This window comes from Phytoactinopolyspora alkaliphila (assembly GCF_010550695.1).
Classification (GTDB): Bacteria; Actinomycetota; Actinomycetes; order Jiangellales; family Jiangellaceae; genus Phytoactinopolyspora; species Phytoactinopolyspora alkaliphila.
Genome location: NZ_JAAGOB010000005.1, coordinates 131,518 through 149,349, shown reverse-complemented (window position 1 = coordinate 149,349; position 17,832 = coordinate 131,518). Strand labels below are relative to the sequence as shown.

18 protein-coding genes are annotated in these 17,832 nt (G+C 68.1%); 6 read left to right on the top strand and 12 right to left on the bottom strand.

What is annotated here, in order from left to right; all coding sequences use genetic code 11:
- Positions 1 to 44 precede the first annotated feature (44 nt).
- On the bottom strand, positions 45 to 1,085 hold the full coding sequence (locus tag G1H11_RS10800) for a hypothetical protein (RefSeq protein ID WP_163818576.1): 1,041 nt from the start codon (positions 1,083 to 1,085) through the stop codon (positions 45 to 47).
- A gap of 122 nt (positions 1,086 to 1,207) precedes the next feature.
- Complete coding sequence (locus G1H11_RS10795; protein WP_163818575.1) at positions 1,208 to 2,032, bottom strand: GntR family transcriptional regulator; 825 nt, start codon at positions 2,030 to 2,032, stop codon at positions 1,208 to 1,210.
- A 176-nt stretch (positions 2,033 to 2,208) separates the two neighbouring features.
- On the opposite strand from G1H11_RS10795, the gene G1H11_RS10790 reads away from it, so the two are divergent.
- Complete coding sequence (locus G1H11_RS10790; protein WP_163818812.1) at positions 2,209 to 3,246, top strand: SIS domain-containing protein; 1,038 nt, start codon at positions 2,209 to 2,211, stop codon at positions 3,244 to 3,246.
- 34 nt (positions 3,247 to 3,280) lie between these two features.
- Here the strand turns inward: G1H11_RS10790 and G1H11_RS10785 are convergent, their stop codons facing one another.
- The 3 genes from G1H11_RS10785 to G1H11_RS10775 all read right to left on the bottom strand — a co-directional run bounded on the left by G1H11_RS10785 (position 3,281) and on the right by G1H11_RS10775 (position 6,289).
- Complete coding sequence (locus G1H11_RS10785; RefSeq protein WP_163818574.1) at positions 3,281 to 3,973, bottom strand: TrmH family RNA methyltransferase; 693 nt, start codon at positions 3,971 to 3,973, stop codon at positions 3,281 to 3,283.
- 64 nt (positions 3,974 to 4,037) lie between these two features.
- Positions 4,038 to 4,529, bottom strand: coding sequence for a hypothetical protein (locus G1H11_RS10780; protein ID WP_163818573.1), 492 nt, complete (start codon positions 4,527 to 4,529; stop codon positions 4,038 to 4,040).
- Positions 4,526 to 6,289, bottom strand: a complete 1,764-nt coding sequence (locus G1H11_RS10775; RefSeq protein ID WP_163818572.1) for a carbon starvation CstA family protein — start codon at positions 6,287 to 6,289, stop codon at positions 4,526 to 4,528. Before G1H11_RS10775 ends, G1H11_RS10780 begins: the two co-directional genes overlap by 4 nt.
- 139 nt (positions 6,290 to 6,428) lie before the next feature.
- Here G1H11_RS10775 and G1H11_RS10770 point away from each other — a divergent pair, with 139 nt between their 5' ends.
- Complete coding sequence (locus G1H11_RS10770) at positions 6,429 to 7,214, top strand: pyridoxamine 5'-phosphate oxidase family protein (protein WP_343074849.1); 786 nt, start codon at positions 6,429 to 6,431, stop codon at positions 7,212 to 7,214.
- A gap of 59 nt (positions 7,215 to 7,273) precedes the next feature.
- Here G1H11_RS10770 and pyrE read toward each other — a convergent pair whose 3' ends face one another.
- Positions 7,274 to 7,813 carry an orotate phosphoribosyltransferase gene (gene pyrE, locus G1H11_RS10765; protein WP_163818571.1) on the bottom strand — a complete coding sequence of 180 codons (540 nt, stop codon included), beginning with the start codon at positions 7,811 to 7,813 and terminating at the stop codon, positions 7,274 to 7,276.
- A gap of 27 nt (positions 7,814 to 7,840) precedes the next feature.
- Here pyrE and G1H11_RS25220 point away from each other — a divergent pair, with 27 nt between their 5' ends.
- The gene (locus G1H11_RS25220) at positions 7,841 to 8,632 is read left to right on the top strand and encodes a hypothetical protein (protein ID WP_163818465.1); all 792 of its coding nucleotides are present in this window, start codon (positions 7,841 to 7,843) and stop codon (positions 8,630 to 8,632) included.
- Positions 8,633 to 8,654: 22 nt separating this feature from the next.
- Here the strand turns inward: G1H11_RS25220 and G1H11_RS10755 are convergent, their stop codons facing one another.
- The gene (locus G1H11_RS10755; RefSeq protein WP_163818570.1) at positions 8,655 to 9,419 is read right to left on the bottom strand and encodes an SDR family NAD(P)-dependent oxidoreductase; all 765 of its coding nucleotides are present in this window, start codon (positions 9,417 to 9,419) and stop codon (positions 8,655 to 8,657) included.
- A gap of 806 nt (positions 9,420 to 10,225) precedes the next feature.
- Complete coding sequence (locus G1H11_RS25215; protein WP_216843650.1) at positions 10,226 to 10,621, bottom strand: hypothetical protein; 396 nt, start codon at positions 10,619 to 10,621, stop codon at positions 10,226 to 10,228.
- 127 nt (positions 10,622 to 10,748) lie between these two features.
- On the opposite strand from G1H11_RS25215, the gene G1H11_RS10745 reads away from it, so the two are divergent.
- Both G1H11_RS10745 and G1H11_RS10740 read left to right on the top strand, forming a co-directional pair.
- The gene (locus G1H11_RS10745) at positions 10,749 to 12,167 is read left to right on the top strand and encodes a serine hydrolase domain-containing protein (RefSeq protein WP_216843649.1); all 1,419 of its coding nucleotides are present in this window, start codon (positions 10,749 to 10,751) and stop codon (positions 12,165 to 12,167) included.
- Positions 12,168 to 12,251: 84 nt separating this feature from the next.
- Positions 12,252 to 13,016 carry an SIP domain-containing protein gene (locus G1H11_RS10740; RefSeq protein WP_163818569.1) on the top strand — a complete coding sequence of 255 codons (765 nt, stop codon included), beginning with the start codon at positions 12,252 to 12,254 and terminating at the stop codon, positions 13,014 to 13,016.
- A gap of 36 nt (positions 13,017 to 13,052) precedes the next feature.
- On the opposite strand, the gene G1H11_RS10735 is transcribed toward G1H11_RS10740, so the two are convergent.
- From G1H11_RS10735 to G1H11_RS10725, 3 genes are all read right to left on the bottom strand, one after another.
- Entirely contained in the window at positions 13,053 to 13,223 is a 171-nt protein-coding gene (locus G1H11_RS10735; RefSeq protein WP_163818568.1) for a hypothetical protein, read from the bottom strand.
- Between the two features lie 50 nt (positions 13,224 to 13,273).
- Positions 13,274 to 15,856, bottom strand: a complete 2,583-nt coding sequence (gene clpB, locus G1H11_RS10730; protein WP_163818567.1) for an ATP-dependent chaperone ClpB — start codon at positions 15,854 to 15,856, stop codon at positions 13,274 to 13,276.
- Positions 15,857 to 16,065: 209 nt separating this feature from the next.
- Entirely contained in the window at positions 16,066 to 16,284 is a 219-nt protein-coding gene (locus tag G1H11_RS10725) for a KTSC domain-containing protein (RefSeq protein WP_163818566.1), read from the bottom strand.
- A 184-nt stretch (positions 16,285 to 16,468) separates the two neighbouring features.
- On the opposite strand from G1H11_RS10725, the gene pepE reads away from it, so the two are divergent.
- Positions 16,469 to 17,203 carry a dipeptidase PepE gene (gene pepE, locus G1H11_RS10720; protein WP_163818565.1) on the top strand — a complete coding sequence of 245 codons (735 nt, stop codon included), beginning with the start codon at positions 16,469 to 16,471 and terminating at the stop codon, positions 17,201 to 17,203.
- Between the two features lie 22 nt (positions 17,204 to 17,225).
- On the opposite strand, the gene G1H11_RS10715 is transcribed toward pepE, so the two are convergent.
- The gene (locus G1H11_RS10715; protein WP_163818564.1) at positions 17,226 to 17,825 is read right to left on the bottom strand and encodes a TetR/AcrR family transcriptional regulator; all 600 of its coding nucleotides are present in this window, start codon (positions 17,823 to 17,825) and stop codon (positions 17,226 to 17,228) included.
- Between the last annotated feature and the right edge of the window lie 7 nt (positions 17,826 to 17,832).

Genomic DNA, 17,832 nt, shown 5'->3' with positions numbered 1-17,832 from the left:
GCCCGGATGGGCGCCCATGGTTCCGGTGCGGGACACAAGCGAAGCTAGCCCATGAAGGCCGCGACGTGTTCCCATCCCGGGTCGTGTGCCGTGGCCAGCGTGGCCTTCCCCCGGCTCCAGGTGTCCAGCAGTGGCCTGGCCACCTCCGGCTGGACCTCCAAACCGTCCACGTAGAAGTGCGCGACCACGTGACCACCTCCGGTGATGTGGCCGACATGCACCGCATGCGGGCCGTCTCCGCCGAATGCCGCCATGATCGTGGATTCCAGTTCCTCGACCTCGGCCGAGATGGACGTGTCGGCGGGCATGCCGTTGCCCTCGGCGTCGTAGCCGAGCACGACGGCCACGTGCGTGTCCACCAGCGGATGGGTGTAACGGCTGGCCGCCCTGCGCACGATCGCGAACACCGGCCCGCGCGGGCCACGGCCTTCCATCGCGGCCCACTCACCGCCACCGGGCGCACGTAGCTGTTCCACGACGTCGTACAACGAGCCGAGCTGGATCGCGTCGATAGGAAGGTCGACGGACACCTCGATGGAGCCGATCCAGCGCTGTACGCCTTCCTCGCCGAGCGCCGCGTCGAGCCCGAGGAACGCCACGTGCAGCCGATGATCATGGTCGATCAGGGTGAACAGAGGGTGATGCACGACGACGTGCACCTTGCCGGCTGAGGCATCCGCCCGAACCCCGGCGACGAGCTCACTCATGGCGAAGTCGTAGTCGTCGACCTTCTGCACACCGGACGCGAGGAACTCAGGGTCACGACGGCGGGAGGAGATGAACTCGACCTCCGGGTCGTCCGGTGCCGCCAGGACCCACCGCTCGGCCACGGATCGCAGGTCCAGCTCGCCCGCGCCGGAGACAACCAGACCGAACTTCTTGTCCCGACCACCGGTGATCTCCCAGTTGAGCCTGGCGTCGATCGTCGTGACCGGCTCCTGCAGCATCCGCAGGGCATCGTCGATGCGGTGCTCATCGACCGCTTTGACGACGTCACCGCGGTGTCCGGCCCACCAGGACCAGAACTGAGTGATCGCCGGTCGTGGGTCGGCGACGCGGTTGACCCTACGTCGAAATAAGCCCATGGAAGACAAGCCTCTCACGTGCACGAGCGCAGCCGACAGGTCGGTTCGCACCTGGCCTCATAGGCAGGCGGAGCCGCAAGCCGGCGGGCAGTGGGACCGCGCGGGCCGTGGTGGGAGCGAATTCAGTGCTGGCGGTGACCGTGCAAGGCGCTGTCCAGGGTCATGTGCACCTGGTATCGGTCTGCTCGATACCAGGAGGTGACGTGCTCGAGCGGGCGGCCAGCGGCATACGACGTCTTCCGGAACACGAGCAGCGGCGCCGCGGGCGGCACCCGGAGAAGCCGGGCCCGCAGCGGGTCGGCGCCCTCCGCCCAGACGGTCTGCGCCGCGGAGTCCAGGACACGGCCGTAGTCGTGAGCGAGGATCGAGTAGATGGAGCTCGTCAGGTCCCGCTCCAGCATGCCCGGCAAGGGCGCCGCCGGCAGCCAGGACACCTCGTGCGCCATCGGCGCGCCATCGGCGGAACGCAGCCGCTCCACCCGGAACGCCCGGTCGGTGACGTCGATGCCCAGGGCGGCCCGTGCCGGCGGCGGCGCCACAGTCTCGTCCGCCCCGAGCACCACCGTCGAGGGCTTGTGCCCCCGGCGGCGCATGTCCTCGGTGAACGACGCCAGATGCATCTGCGACTCGACCTTCGGCGCGGCCACGAACGTGCCCTTGCCGCGGACTCGGTAGAGGCGGCCTTCCGCGACGAGACGGCCGACCGCCTCGCGCACGGTGGCCCGGCTGACTCCGAACCTGGTGACCAGCTCACGCTCCGACGGGATCGGCGCGTCTGGCACGAGCTCTCCCTCGACCATCGCCAGGAGAATCTGTCGCAGCTGGCGATGCTTGGGGACCGGACCGTCGACGACGTTCACCTCTCGCGGATCCCTCCTGATAGGTCGCGGCCGCCGGAAGTACCGCAACCCGGCCGCCGAGACAGTGGTCTGGACTGGTTCTGACATCTTCAGGTGCCCCTTACGATGAGTCCGCGCACAGCCGATGTCAAGATGTAGGCGCACTTCAATGCCGCCGGGCCGTACCATGCCGCCCGGGCACGGCTAGGCGCGCGGAGTGTGAGCGGCTGCCCGGCCGTTCACCTCGCCCTGACCCGAAGGGGAACCTCGTGACCGAGACGACCATGGCCCGCGAGATCGCCGAGCAGCCGGCGGCCCTCGCCCGCACCCTCAGCTCGCTGCGGCCCGAGCGCGCGGCACTGCGCAAACTGGCCGAAGACCGGCGGGTCGTGCTGTTCGTCGCCCGCGGTTCGTCGGACAACGCCGCTGTGTACGGCCGGTACCTGCTGGAAGTGCACGCCGGCCGGGCGAGCGGCCTCGCCGCCCCGAGCGTCGCCACGCACTACCACGCCGATCTCGACCTCACCGATGCACTCGTCGTGAGTGTGTCGCAGTCGGGAGAAACCCAGGAGATCGTCGAGACCCAGAGCTGGGCCGCGCAGCGCGGCGCGCGGACGGTTGCCGTGACCAACGACGGCGGCAGCTCGCTGGCCAACGCCGCGGACGTCGCGCTCGTCACTCCTGCCGGTGCTGAGCTAGCCGTACCCGCCACCAAGTCCTACACCGCCCAGCTTGCCGCGATGACCATCCTGGCCGGAGCCCTGGCCCCCGAGCCCACGGCCCTCGACCCGGTCCTCGACCGCGTGCCCGGCGAGGTCGAGCGGCTCATCGAGACACGGGCAGGGGTGGCGGAGGCTGCCGAGCGGCTGTCGTCCACAGCGGAAGCCCTGGTCAGCGGGCGCGGCATCGCGTTCGGAACTGCACTGGAAGCAGCTCTCAAGCTCGAGGAGACCTGCCTGCGTCCGGTGCGCGGGCTGTCCTACGCAGACCTCCGGCATGGGCCGATCGCCGTTGTCGATGCCGACCACGTCGCGCTCCTGGTGTCCGCCGCTGACGGTCCGATGGTCTCCGGCATGACCGACCTCGCCCACGATCTTCGCCGGCGCGGCGCGGCGGCCACGATTGGAATCGGGGGCGACTCCGGTTTCGCCGGCGCCGTCGACGTGGCCGTGCCTGGTCCGGACCTCCCCGAACTCGTAGCGCCCCTCGGGCTGATCGTGCCGGCCCAGCTCATCGTGGAGGCATTGGCTCGCCGCCTCGGGCTCAACCCGGACGCGCCGCGTGGCCTGTCGAAGGTCACCCAGACGGACCCGGCGGCGTAGCTCCGGCCACCTCAGACGACACGGCCCGTCGTCGTTACCGGCCGCCGGGCGTCGCGTGCCGGCGTATCCAGGCGTGCATCGCGATGGCGGCCGCCGCGCCGGCGTTGATCGAACGCGTCGACCCGAACTGGGCGATCGACAGGTAGACGTCGACCTGCTGGCGCGCGTCGTCGGACAATCCTGGCCCTTCCTGGCCGAAGAGCAGCACACATGCCGCTGGCAGCTCATAGGTCTCCAGGGGAACCGCGCCCGGCAGGTTGTCGATGCCGATCACCGGCAGCTCGTGCTCGTGCGCCCATGACACCAAGGCGGCGATGTCCGGGTGGTGGCGTACGTGCTGGTATCTGTCGGTGACCATCGCGCCGCGCCGGTTCCAGCGACGACGGCCGACGATGTGCACCTCCGCGGCGAGAAAGGCGTTGGCGGTACGCACCACCGAGCCGATGTTGAAGTCGTGCTGCCAGTTCTCGATCGCGACGTGGAACCCGTGCCGCCGCAGATCGAGATCCTCGACGATCGCCTCGCGCCGCCAGTAGCGGTAGCGATCCACGACATTGCGCCGGTCTCCCTTCGCAAGGAGCTCGGGGTCGTAGCGGGGATCGTCGGGCCACGGTCCCGCCCAGGGGCCGACGCCGTGGGGAAGCTCGTCGGCGGCGAGCTCGGGTGCGGTGCCGACGGCCCCGGGCGGCCGGCTCGAACCCGGTGGGGGCTCGCGTTCTACAGTCACAGCACACACCGTAGCCGCCGATCATCGCCGGTAGCGCCGTGGCTCGCGCCCGCCAGCATGCACTCTAGACCCGGCGCCGGTCCCCGGCTGCCAGGGCGTCGGCCAACGCCGCCTCGATGAGCCTGACCGCCTCCTCCGGCGTGCGCAGCGTCCCCGAGCTGACGGTGCGACCGTCGACGATGATCGCGGCATAGCCCGGCGAGCGCAGCGCCGACCGCAGCGCCTGCCACCGTTCCACGCCGCGGCGACGAGCATCGCCGAACAGCACGGGAAGCAGATAGAGATGGTTGCGCGGGTCGACCACCTCCAGATCCGCCCGCCCGCGCACGGTGTCCTTCACCGCCAGGTACATCTCGGCGAACGCGTCCCATCCGGCCCGCTCACGGAACCGCGGGTCACCATGCGGCGCTTCGTGGCCAGTCGCCACGCACAAGCCCTTCGTGGAACCGCCGCCGCAGCACCCGGCGCCCACACCATCCGGCATGTTCCACGGCCGGACCAGCAGGATCCGGTGTGACGGCGACGTCCCGGGCGAGTTCGGCATCGCCGGCGTCATCCCTGATCGTCCCGTGCGGAGGGGCGAGTCGTGTCCATCGCGTCGCCCTCGCCCGCGTCGGCCCGTGGGCCGGTTCGCCGGTCCGCCAGTGAGCGCCGAAGAGCAATTCCCGCCTCGACGATCAGCCACAAGGCCAAGACGAGGATCACCAGGTCCAACGGAACCAGAACCCAGCGTTCCGGGGCGTCCCAGAACTCGCCGAGCTGGATGATCAGAGCCCAGGTGGTCATCACCAGCAAGAACACCATCGGCGCGAGGATGGCGATGGGGTTGCGCATCCGCTTGGTCACCCAGACGGCCACCACCGCGAGAGCCAGGCCCGCGGTGAGCTGGTTGGTGGTGCCGAAGAGCCGCCACAGGGTACCGAAGGCGAACCCTCGATCGTCGCTGCCCGGCATCAGCGCGAGCAGAAGCGGAACGGCCACGGCGATCAATCCCGCCGCCGTGAGACTTCGCGACAGCCGCTTCCAGTTCAGGATCGTGGCGATCTCCTGCACGATATAGCGCTGGAGCCGCACCCCGGTGTCCATGGTGGTGGCAGCGAAGGACACGACGACGACGGCCGCGAACACCGTCGCCAGCGTGAACTCGACGCCGAGGTTGCTGGCGAACTGCGCTATCCCGTTGACGAAATTGCTGGTAGCTCCAGCCGACGCGTCGCCGTAGGTGGGATAGAGGGCGTCCCACTCGACTCGGGTGGCCGCCACACCGGCGCTGACCGCCAGCACGGAGGCCATCGCCAGGCTGCCCTCACCGAGGGCGCCGACGTAGCCGACGTGACGAGCATCGGTCTCCTTGTCCAATTGCTTGGACGTGGTCCCCGACGACACCAATGAGTGGAAGCCGGAGATCGCCCCGCAGGCGATGGTGATGAACAGGAACGGGAAGATGTTCGGCGAACCCTCCGGAAGGTCGCCGCGGAAGGCGGGCGCCACGATCCGGTCCATGCCGACGAGCACGCCGATGAAGGTCACGCCCAGAGCGATGAAGAGCTGGTGCGAGTTGATGTAGTCCCGCGGCTGGAGCAGGAGCCACACCGGCAGCCGGGAGGCGATGAAGGTGTAGACGAACATGATCACGATCCACACGTCTCGCGGCGCCATGCCCAGCGCATCCGCCAGTGCCGTGAGCTCGATCGGATTGTGATGCCCCACCCAGATCAGGAAGTACAGCGCGATGACCCCGACGATCGACGGCACGAGCGCAGGCGACTTCGTCCGGTAAATGTACTGCCCGATGGCGATCGCGAGCGGTATCTCCACGAAGATCGGGATGACGGCGCCCGGGAAGGCGACGAACAGGTTGCCGATCACCACCGCGAACACGGCGTTCACCAGTGTGAGTAGGAAGAAGATGATGCAGAGGAACAGAATTCTGGATCGCGGGCTGATCACGTCGGCGGTGAGCGAGCCGATGTTGCGCGCCTTGTGCCGAACCGAGACGGCGAGCGCGCCGAAGTCGTGAACACCGGCCGCGAAGATCGTGCCGATGACGATCCAGAGCAACGCCGGCACCCAGCCCCAGAAGACGGCGATGGCGGGCCCCACGATCGGCGCGGCGCCGGCGATGGACGTGAAGTGGTGCCCGAACAGCACGTGCTTGTTCGTGGGCACGTAGTCGATCCCGTCAGCCAGCTCGTGCGCCGGAGTCACGAACGCGGGATCCAGCGCGTAGACCTTCTCCGCGAGATATCGCGAATAGTAGATGTAGCCGAGCGCGAAGAGAGCGAACACGGTGATGGCGACGACGACGGCGGGCATCCGGCCTCCCAAGATCGAACCCGGCCTCCCCAGGGCCGCGTGCGGTTGGACTTGTGACGTACCGATATGACGTGGCTCACATTATCCTGCGTGATTAGAGTCTTCACCTAACGACGCCGCTCCGAAACCCTAGGACGTCATACTGTTATCCAACGTTGAAGTACAGCGGGCGATCCAGTCGGCCACCGTTGCCGAGATCGCCTGGACCGAAGCCGGCCGACCCGACGTCCATCCGGTGACGCCCCTTGTCCTCGCCGGGCAGCCGGTGCTGGCTCTCCCGTTTGCGTACGAGGACCTGGCACGGGTTCTCGCCGCGTCGCCGGACGCCGCCCTGACCCTTACCGACACCAGAATGACCGGGTCGAGCTGGCGATCACTGGCCATCACCGGTAAACCGCGTCTCGTTGCGGACCGGGACGGCGATGTGTTCTCGGCGCAGCTGCTCGACCAGGAACTCCGGAAGTACCCACCGTCGCGCGCCCTCGCCGATTCGCCCCTGCTCCGCCGTGAGCACTGGTGGTATCTACCGCGACTGCTGATTCTCCTCGACGACGCCTCGTCCGCGCCGCTGCCACCGAGGGTCTCCCCTACACATCAGGTCCTCGCGGTCGTGTCGCACCACCGGCTCGTCGTCGACACCGTTGACGTCGCATCCAGCACCGGCGACGCGGCGGCGCTCACCCTGCGCAGCCTGGCCGGCGACGAGCTGCCCGAAGGCACAGCCGCGCTGCTCGGACATGACTTCTCGGTTCCGGACCTCGAACGCTGGACGCCGTGGGTCACGCGCGGTCACCTGGAGAGCGGAACCATCCGGGTCACCGACCGGCCCAGCCGGACCACGCTCGAGCCGGTACCCGGCGTAAGGCAACGGCTGCGCCAGCAGCGTCAACTGGAGAAGGCCTGCCGCCGAGCCATCGGCGACTGACGTGCCCCTGTGCGCGTCGCAGGTGGGTGCCGGCTTGTTCGGCAGCCGTCGAAGCGCGCCTACAGGCCGAGATCGGTCAGACCGTACGCGGCCCGATATTCCAGGCCCTCTGCCTCGACCCGCTCCCGGGCGCCGGTGTCACGGTCGACGATGACGGCCACCGCCACCACGTTCGCCCCGGCGGCACGCAGAGCCTCCACCGCGGTCAGGACACTGCCGCCCGTGGTCGACGTGTCCTCGACCGCCAGTACCCGCCGCCCTGCGACGTCGGGACCCTCGATCTGCCGGCGCAGGCCGTGCTGCTTCTCGCCCTTGCGGACGACGAAGGCGTCGATCCGGCGCCCGCGATGGTAGGCGGCATGCACCATGGCCGTCGCCACCGGGTCGGCGCCCAGCGTCAGGCCGCCCACGGCGTCGAAAGGCAGACCGTCGGCGAGCTCCAGCATCACGTCCCCGACGAGCGGTGCCGCCGCGCCATCCAGAGTGATTCGCCGGAGGTCGACGTAGTAGTCGGCCTCCCGGCCCGAGGAGAGCGTGATCTTGCCACGGATGATGGCCTTGTCGATGATGTGCCGTCTGAGTTCGTCGCGCGCGTCCACACGCCGAGAGTAGAGGAGCGCAGGAAGGTGAAAGTGGACGGCCCCGGCAACGGCCGAGGCGACGTGCCGGTGATCACTGATGTGCGGCAGAGTGGAGACGTGAAACCTGGCGCAGTGATTCTCGTAAGTGGACCCCTCGATCCGGCGGACTGGTGGAATCATGAGGGAGACTCGCCGAATCGCCCCGGATTTCCGGTCATCACTCCGGTCGACGCCTGCCACGCGCCTCCGTTCAGCGTCGCGTGGATAGCCTCGGTGGCGCAACACCTACAGCTGGCGGCGCCCGCCGACCCACTCGTCGTCGTTGGTCACGGCAGTGCCGGTCCGCTGCTTCCCGCGCTCGCCAGAACCCAGCGCGCCGGAGGACGGCACATCGCCGGTTATGTCTTCGTCGACGCCACCCTCCCCCGGCCGGGACCCACGAGCCATCTCGACCTCCTCAAGGCGGCAGCACCGGACGAGGAGCGGCTGGCGCACGAGCATCTGCACGCTCCTGGTGGCGTGTGGCCGGCGCTCGCAGATTCCGAGAAGCCGTTTCCAGGAGAGTCGCGGGGAACAGTGCCGCACACAGCTCAGGGGCCGGCGCAAGGATTGCCGCAGGCTCGCCCCCGGGACCACCAGTTCTGGTCCGAGACTCTGCCGCCGGCGATCGACTGGCCGGACGCGCCTTGCGCATATGTGCACACCGGCCAGCCCGCCCCGGGCTGCGGCGACGTGGATTTCTGGGCCCGGTCCGCGCGGTCGCGTGGCTGGCCGGTGACCGAGGAGCCTGATCCTCTGCAGGGAGTCCGAGCGAGCCTCGACCACCTGCCGGGCTAGTGCTGGCGAATGTGTTCTGCTGTCACCGACGATGCCGGTCCGGATGGCGCCGGCCGGTGGCCCGCACCAGCCGGCGCGGAAGCCGGGGCAGCGCCGCGGCAGCGGCTTTGTACACCGCTCCGGGCACGGAGACGGCCTTCCCGCGGTTGAGATCCCGCAGTGCGGCGTCGACGAGCTTGTCGGCGTCGAGCCACAGCCATGATGGCAGGCCGCTCATGGACATCTCGGCTCGTTCGTGGAACTCGGTCCGGGTGAAACCCGGGGCCAGCGCCATCACCCTGACGCCGGAGCCGTCGACCTGGGAGGCAAGACCTTCGGAGAAGGACGTGGCCCAAGCCTTGGCCGCGCTGTACGTGCCGCGTGGCACCCAAGCGGCCACCGAGCTGACATTGACCACCGCGCCGCGCCGCCGTTCGATCATGCCGGGCAGAACCGCGTGTGTCAGCCGCAGCACCGCACGCACGTGCACGTCGAGCAGGCCTTCCTCGTCAGCGATGTCGTTAGCCAGGAAGGGCTTACGCAAGCCGTGACCAGCGTTGTTGACCAGGAAGTCGACCGGTCGCGCGGTGTCGCGCAGCCGCTCCTCCACCGCGGTGGTGTCGCTCGCCAGATCAGCCGGCAGCACCTCGGCCGCCGTGCCGTGGCCGGCCCTCAGCTCATCGGCCACAGAGCTCAGCCGGTCCGCGTCTCTGGAGACGAGGACGAGATCGAAGCCGCGCGCGGCGAGCTTGCGCGCGAACGCCAGCCCGATCCCCGCGGTGGGTCCGGTCACCAAAGCTGTAGGCATGGGCCAACCCTAAACTCCGGCACCCCGGTGCTGCTCCGGGTTGCCGGCACCGATGAAGGTGCCGGTCGCCACCTCGTGAGCCTCCTGAACGAGCGCCTACTGCGGCGGCCGCTCTGGTCGGCCCCCGTCGCGAGTGGCGCCACGCACCAGTCATGTGACGGATGCGGCGTTGTTGATCTTGACGCAGGCTGAGGCTTCAGGCTGGTCAGGCGATCGTGCGGCCCACGAGGCGGCGGGTCGCCAACAATGCAAGGGAGACGACACATGTCTAACAAACTCAAGTCCAGGATGGCTGCGTGTGGGCTTGCCGTGGTTATGACGGTCGGAGTCGGCACGGTTGCAGCTCCAATCGCCGCAGCGGGGGTTGAAGGAGGCGATGTCGCCGAGGTGCAAGTCCCGATGAGTGAAGAAGAGTTCGTTGTAGGAGCCATGGAAGTCGGCGGTCTCTCCGAGTCTGACGCTCGGGCTGCGTACCACGATCCAGACCTGGTGCTGACTGTTCCGGTGGAAGTCGTGGCCGAAGATGCCGTGGAGAGCAAACACATCGACTCGGCCACTATCAACTCGACGTACCGCGGGTGCACGCTGACCTCCCGGCGCGACCATAACAACATGCTTGGTCACAGGCTCTTTCGATTCACGGTCGAAAAGTACTGGGAGGGCAATGGCTCAACGGTGCGGAACGTCTCACACTCGTGGAGCCACAGCACGACGAACCTCGGCAAACTCGGTGACTGGATGTTCGACGCGCTCACTGAGTCTGTAAATGAGTACCGCTCCTGGCATGGCATCCAAAGGGGCCGTCACTACAGCGCCCGTACGGGCCGATGGGTGGCTGGGCCATTCATCGAGGAGTACAAGAGCCTGCAGGTGCGTTCGATGACGAGGGCGGACGGCAGCTGGACCACTGATCGTGGCGACGGCAAATGCTGGTAGCGAGACGGCGTCCTGGACCTATCCATCCGCACCAGCACGGTCAGAAGGGCGACGACGGCGGCCAGCAGGGGCGCGGCCCTCAGCCCGTGGCGCTCGGCGATCACCCCCACCATGGCCGGTCCGGCGATGGTGCCGGCGCCGAGGAAGAAGACAGTGGCACTGAACCCAGCGGTAGGCCGATCGGGGAAGGTCTGATAGCTCCATATGGCGAGCAATGCGGACACGGCCATGAAGGCAGGACCGTACGTGACGGCGGAGAGCGCCACCGCGCCGAGCACACCAGGTGCCAGCGGCCGTCACGTTCCGCCGTCACTTCAGCCGGGCGATTCGCACGTCTCCGTCGGCATACCGCCGGGCTTTCGGCGTGAGCGACATGCCATAGGGTGAGGCGTCGTGACCGAACTGTCGATGACCGCCGTTAAGAGCGCCGTTGCCTATTTCGACTCGTGGCTCGCCTTCCGCCAGCGCTATTCGCGTGTACCCGGCGTACAAGCCGCCGTGCTGCTGGACGATGAGCTTCTGCTGTCGACGGCACACGGCCAGGCTGACATCGGCGCCGGGACTCGCCTGACGACGCGGCACCTGTTCCGTATCGCGTCGCACTCGAAGACGTTCACCGCTACCGCGGTGCTTCAGCTTGCCGAGCTCGGCAAGCTTCGCCTCGACGACACCGCCGGGCAATGGCTGTCCTACCTCGATGGCACGCCGCTGGCGGCCGCGACCATCCGGGAGCTCCTCGGCCACGGCGCCGGCGTCGTCCGCGACGGCCACGACGGGGACTTCTGGCAGCTTTACCACGCATTTCCCGACGACGACACACTGCGCAAGATCGCCACGGACCGGGCAGACGTCCTGCCGGCCAACGAGCGCTTCAAATACTCCAACATCGGCTACTCGCTGCTCGGCCAGATCATCGCCGCCGCGTCCGGAATGCCGTACAACCGCTATGTCAGCGAGCAGATCGTGGCCAGGCTCGGCTTGGAGGACACCGGTCCGGAGTACGACCCGAGCCGGGCGGACGAGTACGCCACCGGGTACAGCGCGCTCGCCTACTCGGACCGGCGAGTACCGATCGATCACGTCGACACCGCCGCCATGGCCGCGGCCACGGGTTTCTACAGCACGGCGGAGGACGTCGTCCGCTATGTCTCGGCGCATTTCTTCGGCGACACCCGCCTTCTTTCGGACGCCTCGAAGCGTCTGATGCAGCGCGCCGAGTGGACTGTGAAAGGCGCCGACGGCGAGTACGGCCTGGGTCTGGCCCGAGTCGAGATCGGTGACCGGCTGGTCCTGGGACATGGCGGAGGCTATCCCGGGCACATCACGAAGACGCTGTTCGATCCACACGACCGCCTTGCGGTCTCGGTACTCACCAACGCCATCGACGGCCCAGCCGAGACGCTGGCGGCTGGACTGGTGCGGCTGGTCAATCTCGCCGTCGAGCAAGGCGGCGAGGGCCGCGCCGGGGACGGTCGTGAGTCTGCCGGGCTAGACCGATTCACCGGCCGGTTCGCCACCCTGTGGGGCGTCGTCGACGTCGTGCGCCTGGGGCACAAGCTCTTTCTCCTGCGCCCCACGTCGGACGATCCCACTCAGGGCGCCGCGCCGTTGACCGTCGAAGGCGATCACACACTGCGCATCGCCGGGGGCATCGGCTACGGCTCGTTCGGCGAGACGCTGGAGTACGTCTTCGGCGACCACGGTGTGGAGTCGGTTCGCGGCGGAAGCGCGACGACGTCGTACCCGATCGAGCGGATCACCGCCGCGGCCGAGACCCTTGAGCGCGTCTCCGTCGGCACGCCCCTGCGCTGACGGCTCTGGGCCCACGGCTCGACGGGGCGGCGGCTCGGCGGCCTGCCATGCGACGTGCGCCGCTTGCTGGCTATGCTCCCTGACGTGGTGGATACGCGACGGGCCTCCGGGAGAGAGGCACGCCAGACGGCCGGGCTGCTCCGCGTCGTCGGCGCGGAGCCGATAACACCGAAGATGCTGCGGCTGACCCTCGTCGTCGAGGAATCCCATCTGGCGGTGGACCCGGCGTGCCCGAACCAGGTGCTGCGGCTGTCACCGCCGTCAGCGATCCCGGACGGACCCACCAGTGGCGCACGCCCGCCGAGCCGGACCTACACGATCCGGCGGTACGACCAGGCGTCGGCCAGCCTGGACATCGACGTCGTCCTCCACGGTGAGGGACCGTTCGTGCGGTGGGCATCGTCGGCTCAGCCTGGTGACACCATCGCGTTCACCGGTCCCCGGCCCCACGCGGTGCCGTCGTTCCAGGGCGACGCGCTGTTGATGGTGAGCGACGAGACCGGTCTGCCCGCGGTGGCGGCGTTGCTGGAGGCAGCCCCCCGCGGGCTGCGCGTGTACGCGTTCATCGAGATAGACGACGACGCGGAGCGGCAGACGCTGGCGTCAGCGGCCGACGTCGACCTGCGTTGGCTGCCTCGCGACGGCGCGCCCGCCGGTACCACCGGTGCGTTGGAGGGTGCGCTGCGGAGACTGTCGTGGCCGGAGGGGCGCGTCGAGATCTGGGTCGCCGGGGAAGCCTCGGAGGTCCGTGCGGTGCGCCGGTTCGCCGCCGCGGAGCGCGGCGTGGCCCGCCCCGATATCCACGCGTACGGTTACTGGCGACTCGGCCGCTCCGGATCGCCCGACTAGCGCTCTTCGGCGCTCGGACGCGGATCCTGGCGAGGATCAGATGGCGTAACCGGCGGGATGACCAGCCGGGTCCGGGATGATCAGATGGCGTAACCGGCGGGAGATGCCCTGTTTGGTCACCTGATCGTTTTCCGTCCACATCGTGGAGACGATCAGATGACCGCCACGGTCGTCACGCTGCGGTTTGGTCACCTGATCGCCCAGCACGGGCGGATCAGATGCGAACTCGATGATCAGGTGACCGAACGGCGAGCGGACTAGGCGGCGCGGACGGTGAGCTTGTCGGCGGCGTCGTCGAGATCGACGGCCACGACGTCGCCGTCCCTGATCTCTCCGGCCAGGATGGCCCGGGCCAGCTGGTCGCCGATGGCTGTCTGCACAAGCCGCCGCAGCGGTCGCGCCCCGTAGACCGGGTCGTAACCGGTCAACGCCAGCCACTCCTTGGCGCCGTCGGTCACCTGCAGCACCAGCCTGCGGTCGGCGAGCCGTCCGGCCAGCCGGTCCACTTGCAGGTCCACGATCCGCGCGAGCTCTCCGGTGCCGAGAGCCTGGAACATGACCACGTCGTCCAACCGATTCAGGAACTCGGGCTTGAACGACGCCCGGACGACGTCCATCACCGCCTTCTCTCTGGCTTGGTCGTCCAGCGCCGGATCAGCGAGGAACGCCGACCCCAGGTTGGAGGTGAGGATCAGGATGGTGTTGCGGAAGTCCACCGTACGGCCCTGTCCGTCGGTGAGCCGGCCGTCGTCGAACACCTGCAGCAGGATGTCGAAGACCTCGGGATGCGCCTTCTCCACCTCGTCGAGCAGGACCACCGAGTAGGGGCGACGGCGCACCGACTCGGTGAGCTGCCCGCCTTCCTCGTAGCCGACGTAACCGGGCGGGGCACCGACGAGCCGTGCCACACTGTGCTTCTCGCTGTACTCGCTCATGTCGATGCGGACCATCGCCCGCTCGTCGTCGAAGAGGAAGTCGGCGAGTGCTTTGGCCAGCTCCGTCTTACCGACGCCGGTAGGACCGAGGAACAGGAAGGTGCCGGTGGGCCGGTCCGGGTCGGACACGCCGGCTCGGGCACGCCGGACGGCATCCGAGACAGCGGCCACGGCTTTCGGCTGCCCGACCACCCGGCGACCTAGCTCGTCCTCCATCCGCAGCAGCTTGCCGGTCTCACCTTCCAGAAGGCGCCCGGCGGGAATACCGGTCCAGGCCGCGACGACGTCAGCAACGTCGTCGGGACCGACCTCATCCTTGACCATCGTCTCCGCGGTGGGGCTCTCGACCACCTCGGATGCGGCCAGCTCCTTCTCCAGCTCAGGTATCTGCCCATACAGGATTTCGCTGGCTCCGGCGAGGTCGCCGTCGCGCTGGGCACGCTCCGCCTGGCCGCGCAGCTCGTCGATGCGCTCTTTGAGAGAGCCCACTCGGTTCAGGTTGGACTTCTCCTGTTCCCACCGTGCTTCCAGTGCGCGGAGGTCTTCCTCACGGTCGGCCAGTTCCGCGCGCAACGCCGCCAGCCGTTCCCGCGACGGGTCGTCCTGCTCCTTTTCGAGGGCCAGCTCCTCCATCTTGAGCCGATCGACCTGACGGCGCAGCGTGTCGATCTCGACGGGCGAGGAGTCAATCTCCATCCGCAGCCGGGAGGCAGCCTCGTCGACCAGGTCGATGGCCTTGTCCGGCAGCTGCCGGCCGGTGATGTACCGGTTGGACAGCGATGCGGCGGCCACCAGACCCGCATCGGAGATCTGCACCTTGTGGTGTGCCTCGTAACGCTCCTTCAGCCCGCGGAGGATCGCGATGGTGTCCTCGACGCTGGGCTCACCGACGTAGACCTGCTGGAACCGGCGCTCCAGGGCTGGATCCTTCTCGATCCGCTCCCGGTACTCGTCCAGCGTGGTAGCCCCGACCATGCGGAGTTCACCCCGGGCGAGCATCGGCTTGAGCATGTTCCCGGCGTCCAACGCGGAGTCGCCGGACGCGCCCGCGCCGACCACTGTGTGCAGCTCGTCGATGAATGTGACAACCTGCCCCTCGCTGGCCTTGATCTCGTCGAGAACGGCCTTGAGCCGCTCCTCGAACTCGCCGCGGTACTTGGCGCCCGCCAGCATCGCGCCGATGTCGAGAGCGACGAGGCGCTTGCCCCGCAAGGACTCGGGGACGTCACCGGCGACCATGCGTTGAGCGAGTCCTTCGACGACGGCGGTCTTCCCGACGCCCGGCTCGCCGATGAGTACAGGATTGTTCTTCGTCCGCCGGGACAGGACCTGGACGACTCGCCGGATCTCCGAGTCACGGCCGATCACCGGATCGATCTTGCCGTCGCGGGCGCGTTCGGTGAGATCGACGCCGTACTTGTTCAGTGCGTCGTAGGTGCCCTCGGGGTCCGGGCTGGTGACCTTGCCCGAGCCGCGCACGTCGCGGAAGGCGGCCCGGATCTTGTCCGCGGTGGCGCCGTGCCTGGTGAGCAGGTCCCGTACGGGGGACTCGGCATGGGCCAGACCCACGAGGAGATGCTCGGTGGAGATGTACTGGTCCTCGAGCTCCCGGGCCACCTCACCGGCATGCGACAGCGCGGCGTAGGTCGGCCTCGCGAGATTGGGCGAGGCGACGGTAGATCCCGATGCGGACGGCAACGCGTCGAACGCGGCGTCCACATCTCTGCGAACAGCCCCCAGATCGGCTCCTGCAGCCTCGAGTAGCGGCCCGGTCAGGCCTTCTTGCTGGATGAGCAGAGCCCGCAGAAGGTGAACCGGCTCGACATCCGGATTGCCCGCGGTAGCCGCGCTCCGGACGGCAACCGACAGCGCTTCTTGCGCCTTGGTGGTCAGCTGGTCATTCATCTGGGTCCGTTTCTCCCCTCACGTCCGCGTTCCTGCCATCCAGAACAACGCATCTAAAGTTGAGTCTATTCCACTCAAGTATGTCCGACGAGCACCGGCATCCGCTGAAGCAGCCAGTCATCCGGTGCACGAGTCGAGCAGCAGAATGAATGGAGCTCGACGTCACTCAAGTGACGGTACTCGAGTCGGTGGTTCTCGGGCGGTGTGCTCTACGGGGTGTGTATGCATTCGTACTGGTACAGCGGTTTGATGCGGGTGTTGATGTAGCCGCCGACACTCGGGGAGTTGACCAGGCGGAGGAACTCGGGCGGGGGCACGTCGTAGTACTGGTAGACGTAGCCCGAGCGGAACTCGACTTCCAGGGTGTGGGTGTCCGTGTCGTAGCCGAGCGACACGATCGCCTGCGACGACACTGGTTGGCGCTTCACGGCCCGGCACCCCCTTCTTCTGGTCCACCGTGTCACCTACGATGCCCCGCCAGCGGCCGGTTCACACTGCCCGCGTCACTCGTCGTCTCTGGGTCCTGACTCCCACACGGGCTCCTCGTCCACACGCACGCAGCCCTGTCCGGCACTCGGTACCATGATCGCCGGGATGACAAGGGGGATCCTGATGAGACTGCTTTTGATGTCCAACTCCATCGCGCCTGGACGCGGCTACCTCGAGCATGCACACGAGGTGCTGACCGAGACACTGGGCGGAGTAGGCGCCGTGACCTTCATTCCGTTCGCACTGAAGGATCACGATGCCTACACCGAGATCATCGCCACCGGGCTCAGGCCATTGGGGGTAAAGGTGATCGGCGCGCACACGGCGAAGCCCGCCGATCTCGTCCGTCGCGCCGAGGCGGTGTTCGTCGGTGGCGGAAACACGTTCCGGCTGGTTCAAGCGCTGTACCGAACCGGACTCATGGAGATCATCAAAGCCCGGGTGGCCGATGGCCTGCCCTACATCGGCTCTAGCGCGGGCACCAACGTGGCCGGACCGACCATGCGCACCACCAACGACATGCCCATCGTCCAGCCGCCAAGCTTCGAGACACTGAATCTGGTGCCCGTTCAGATCAACCCGCACTACATCGACCCTCCGCCGGATCGCGTCCATATGGGCGAGACACGCGAGGAACGGCTGCTGCAGTTCCTCGAGGAGAACGACGTGCCGGTGGTCGGCCTGCGCGAGGGCACCTGGCTGGAACGTAGCGACGCAAAGCTCACCCTGGGCGGGATCGATGCGGGCGCCAGACTCTTCCAGCGCGGTGCCGAGCCACGCGACATCTCACCGGGCACCGATCTGAGTCACCTGCTGTCCACGAGGCCGCGATTCGATGCCACTGACCGTGCCCGCTGACCGTGGCGGCGGCTGTGGCCGATCAAGCCTTGGCCCATCCGCGGACCATGGCGCGGATCGACGCCTCGAATACCATGCCCGGCTCGCCGGCCTGTGGCGGCATGAAGCGGCCAAGCTCCAGGGAGACGAGACCATGGACGTTTGCCCACAGAGCGGTGGCGATCGACTCCGGCGCAGGCGACGTGGGAAAGCTCCCGGAAGACACCGCCCGGCGCACGGCCGCGAGCAACGGATCGAACGTACGAGCTCCCATCCGCGCCGCCGCCGCATCCAGATCCGAGGGAACCAACTCGTCGCCGAACATGACCCGGTAACCGTGCGGATCGCTGACCGCGACGCTCCGGTAGGCCAGGCCGAGGCGCACGATGTCCTCCAGCGGGTCCTCACTCTCACCCACCGCCACCTGCGCGTCACCCAGCCGGGCGAAGGCCTTCTTGTACAGAGCGGCCAGCAGGCCTGACTTGCCGCCGAACAGGGAGTAGACCGCAGCCGTCGACGTGCCTGCCTCTCTCGCCAGCGCCCGCAGACTCAGCGCACGCGCCCCCTCGGTGGAGAGTGTCTGAGCGGCATGATCAAGAAGTCTGCCCGCCATCGCGTCGTCGTGTATCCGCGGTCTAGCCATCGTCGCC